The 4,649-nt window shown below is 68.9% G+C and carries 3 protein-coding genes; 2 read left to right on the forward strand and 1 reads right to left on the reverse strand.

Annotated elements, in window-relative coordinates; all coding sequences use genetic code 11:
- Positions 1-90 precede the first annotated feature (90 nt).
- Complete coding sequence (locus FVW27_RS08210) at positions 91-1,818, forward strand: tetratricopeptide repeat protein (protein ID WP_167124229.1); 1,728 nt, start codon at positions 91-93, stop codon at positions 1,816-1,818.
- 34 nt (positions 1,819-1,852) lie between these two features.
- Positions 1,853-3,118, forward strand: a complete 1,266-nt coding sequence (locus FVW27_RS08215; protein WP_167124231.1) for an MFS transporter — start codon at positions 1,853-1,855, stop codon at positions 3,116-3,118.
- Positions 3,119-3,320: 202 nt separating this feature from the next.
- Here the strand turns inward: FVW27_RS08215 and FVW27_RS08220 are convergent, their stop codons facing one another.
- Entirely contained in the window at positions 3,321-4,160 is an 840-nt protein-coding gene (locus FVW27_RS08220) for an inositol monophosphatase family protein (protein WP_167124233.1), read from the reverse strand.
- Positions 4,161-4,649 lie beyond the last annotated feature (489 nt).

Genomic DNA, 4,649 nt, shown 5'->3' on the forward strand with positions numbered 1-4,649 from the left:
TATGCCCCTGCTTCGGCGCGGCCCCCGCGCGCGGCGCCTTCCGGATGCCCGCGCGGCATGCCCGCCCCCAGCCGCACATCCGGAGTGATCATGAACACAGCCCGCCGCATTGCCACGTGTTTTCGTCCATCCCCTGTTTCGCAGACCTCCAACCGGCAGCCCCCCCCACGCCACGCGGCACGCCTGGCGCTTGTGGCCATGCTGGCGGCGGGCCTGCTGCTGGGCGGATGCAAGCCCCCCAAAAAAGGGACGGCAGCCCTGCCGGAACGCCCCACCTACATCCGCGAGGCCACGGACCAGGACGCTGCTGCAAACGATGCGGGCACGAGCGCCACGGGCACGAGCGGCACGGCCACGGCGGGCACCGCCACCCCCGATACCGGCACCAGCGCCGCGAACCCCGCCGTCCCCGATCTTGTGGTCGCGCCGGACAGCATGGTCGCCAACCGCCAGTCCGACCCCGCACCGCAACCGCAGGACCGCGCATCCGCCCCCGTGGGCGAACTGGTGGAACTTTCCGATGGCACCAGCATAGAGGCCCCCACCCGCCCGCAGGACCAATTCGCCTTTGCCATGGCCCTGTTGCAGGGGGCCGACGGCCAGCCAGACCCGGCCCGGGCCGCCACGTGGCTGGAAAAGGCCGCCGCGCAGGACTTCGGCCCCGCGCAGGACGTTCTGGCGCGTCTGTACCTGGACGGCAACGGCGTGCGCAAGGACGAGGCCAAGGCCTTCGCGCTGGCCATGTCCGCCGCCGAGCAGGACATCATCAACGCGCAGGCCCTGGTGGGCGTGCTGTACACCTACGGGCGCGGCACCCGGCGCGACTTCATGCAGGGCGAAAAATGGCTCTCGCTGGCGGCGGAGCGGGGCCACCCGCAAGCCTGCGACCTGCTGGCAGAATACCACCGCAAGGGGCTGGCGGGACCGGAGAACCAGCAAGAGGCCTTCCGCTGGACGGAACGCGCCGCCGCCCTGGGGGTAGTGCGCGCGCGCTTCTGGCTGGGCGTGCACTACCGCTACGGCATGGGCACCCCGCGCGACGACGCCAAGGCGCTGCACCTGCTGCGCGAAGCCGCCGATGCGGGCAACCCCGACGCCATGGGACTGGTGGCCGAAATGCTTTACCGGGGCCAGGGAAGCGAACCGGATATGGCAAATTCCGTGCGCTACTTCCAGATGGGCGCCAAGGCGGGTGACCTGCACTCGCTGCTCAACCTGGGCATTCTGAACCACGAAGGCACCGGCGTGCCCAGAGACTACCCGCGCAGCCTGCAACTGTTCGGGCAATGCGCCGAGGGCGGTCACCCGCGCTGCATGACCCTGCTGGGCAGCATGCTGGCAGAGGGTGAAGGCGCCGAGGCGGACATGGTCGCCGCCCATTCCTGGCTGACCCGCGCCGTGCTGTTCGGCGACGGCGATGCGGCGCCGGTGGCGGCCGAGGTGCAACAGCGCATGACGCCCGATCAACTGGTGCATTCCAAGAACATGGCCGCGCAATGGATGCAGGCGCACCCCCAGTTCCAGCCCGGCGTGCCCGCACAACTGGACCCGGAAGCCTCCCCGACGGTTCCGCAGGCAACGCCGCAGGCCGCACCAGGGGCCGCCACCGGCGGCATGACGGACATGCCCGCCACGCCAACGGAGTCAAACGCGACCGGCACGTCCGACGCATCTGCCGCCGCCACGCCGCAGGTGTCCTCCAACGCCACGACCCCAGCTGCCCAGATCGGCAAAACGGGCAAGGCGGGCACCACCACTGCGCACCCCGCGAAGAAGAAAAACACCAAGGCCGCCAAGGGCACCCGCACCACCAACTGATACGCGCCGGGCACGACGACGCAACGGACGCAGCATGCCGCCCTTTCCCGATCACCAGATCCCTCACGCCACCGGCCCGTTGCGGGTGTTCCGCCACCGCAACTACCGGCTGTTCTTCGCCGGGCAGGCCATTTCGCTGCCCGGCACCTGGATGCAGTCCATGGCCCAGTCGTGGCTGGTCTACAGGCTGAGCGAATCCAGCTTCGTTCTGGGGGCGCTGGGCTTTGCCGCGCAATTGCCGCTGTTCGTGCTGTCCGTGTTCGGCGGCGCGCTGGCCGACACGCGCGACAGGCGCGCCATACTGGTGGCCACGCAGGTGGCCTCCATGCTGCTGGCGCTGACTGCCGCCGCGCTGACCATGACCGACGTGGTGCAGGTGTGGCACGTATTCGTGCTGGCCACGGCCCTCGGCATCGTCAACGCCTTCGACGTGCCCACGCGCCAGTCCTTCATCATGGACATGGTGGGGCGCGACGACCTGCCCACGGCCATCGGCCTGAACTCGTCCATGTTCAACGCGGCGCGTGTGGTCGGGCCAACCCTGGCGGGGCTGGTGGTAGCCGCCGCGGGCGAAGGGTGGTGCTTTCTGCTCAACGGCATCAGCTTTGTGCCCGTCATCGCGGGGCTGATGCTGATGCGCCTGCCCGTCCACGTGCCCCCGCCGCCCGGACCTTCCACGTTGCAGCGCATCCGCGAGGGGCTGGGCTTTGCCGCGCGCCACGAGGGTATCCGCACCACCCTGCTGCTTGTGGGGGCCACCAGCCTCATCGCGGTGAACTATTCCGTGCTGATGCCGGTGGTGGCCGACAAGGTGCTGGGCGGCAACGCCAGGACACTGGGCCTGCTGCTGGGGGCCGCCGGGGCGGGTGCGCTGCTGGGCGCGCTGTGCCTTGCCCTGCGGCGCAGCAGCGACGGGCTGTCACGATGGGCGCTGTACGGGGCTGTTGGACTGGGTGCCAGCCTTACGGCGTTCGCGCTGTGCCGGTCGGTATGGACGGCACTGGTGGCTCTGGTGCCCGTGGGCATGTGCATGGTGGTGCTGATGGCATCGGCCAACACGCTGCTGCAAATCATGTCGCCCGACGCCTACCGGGGCCGGGTCATGGCCCTGTATTCCATGATGTTCCTGGGCATGGGGCCGTTCGGCTCGCTGCTGGGGGGCAGCGTTGCCCATGCGCTGGGCCCGTCGCTCACGCTGCTGCTGTCCGGCATCGTCTGCCTGGGCAACGCGCTGTGGTTCGGCGTATGGCTGCGACGGCACGGCCCGTCGCTGGCTGGCGTTGGGCGCGAGACAAGCTGAGACCGTTGTTGCCATACCGGCTGGTAGTGTAGCGGGTGTCAACGTCCCTCACGTAACCCTCAGGTCACGGCGCTCCGGCAGCGATGCCGCAATCGGCCCGGCACACGTCGTTGCAACGGTGCTCCGAACAACGAACGGAAAACAGGGGAGAAGGCAGCCATGGCAGCCCTCTTCCCTGTTTTCCGGTACAGCGCAGGGGGCGTCAGCGTGACCGCAGCCGCTCCAGCAACGCAGGCAGCAATACGCCGTTGGCGGCGGCAAGGCGGTTGGCGTGCAACGGGTCCGGGTTGCCGTCGATATCGGCCACGGCGCCCCCCGCCTCCTGTACCAGCAACGCCCCGGCGGAAAGGTCCCAGCGCTTCAGGCTGACCACAAAAAAGCCGTCCAGTCGTCCGGCGGCCACATAGGCCAGGTCCAGCGCGGCTGCACCGCCCCGGCGCATGCCCGCCGCACTGCGCGCCACAGCGCAAAACTGCGCCAGATACCCCTCCATGCCCGGCCATTTGGGCGGCGGCACCACGGTACCGACCACGGCCTCGTCCAGGCGGCCACGCCGGGCCACATCCAGCGGGCGCCCGTTGCAGAACGCCCCTTGACCGCGCACGGCGGTAAAGAACTCGCGCCGGACCGGGTCTGCCACCACGCCCAGCACCGCCGCGCCATCCACTTCCAGTGCCACAGAGACCGCATAATACGGAATTCCGTGCACGTAGTTCACCGTGCCGTCCAGCGGATCGACAATCCAGCGGTACGGTGATGCGCCTGAATCACCTGTGCTGTCTCCCGACTCCTCGCCCAGCCGTGCATGGTCAGGGTAGGCCTGCCGGATGCGTGCGAAAATGGCTGCCTCCGAGTGGGCATCCAGTTCGGTGGTGATGTCGCCAGGGCTCTTGGTTGTGGTACGCACGCGGGCAAGGCGCGATCGCCCACGCGCCAACACGGCGCAGCCCGCCTTGGCGGCATCCAGCGCCACGGTCAGCGCGTCCTGAAGGTTCAGGCTGCCACCGAAGGCAACGGGGCTGTCGGGTTGTGAAAATGCCATAAAAAAGTCCAGGGTTGCAGGTACTGCGGCAGGCCCCCTCATGCTCGGGGCTGAAGGCCCCTGTTCCCTACCACCATGCTTTCGACGCGGAAAGTCCTCTGAATGCCCCCTGCCGGGGCACGCTGCGTTCCATCCCATGCCACGCGCCGGGAACGCAGAAACGCCATCGGTATCCACGGTGTCGCCCCCACGAGCCCGCGCGTCCCGCCGCACGTGCCATACGTCCTTCGCTTCCAGCACTCACGCCCCATGGACCTGTGCTATGCGCCATGCTCCCTGCGCTGTGACCTTGCGCTTCAAGCCTCCGCCCCTACGCCCTGCCCCCTGTGCTATCGCCCTGCCCCAGCGCCCTGCGCCCTGCGCTTCAAGCCACCCTGCCCGCGCCCGCGTCCGCGCTCATGCCTTTGAAACGCACGAAGGCCCCGGTGATTGCTCACCGGGGCCTTTTCGTGATGTGTCGGGATGCGGTTGCGCATCCCTTTGAGAATA

The sequence above is a fragment of the Nitratidesulfovibrio liaohensis genome (genome assembly GCF_011682075.1).
Taxonomy (GTDB): domain Bacteria; phylum Desulfobacterota; class Desulfovibrionia; order Desulfovibrionales; family Desulfovibrionaceae; genus Cupidesulfovibrio; species Cupidesulfovibrio liaohensis.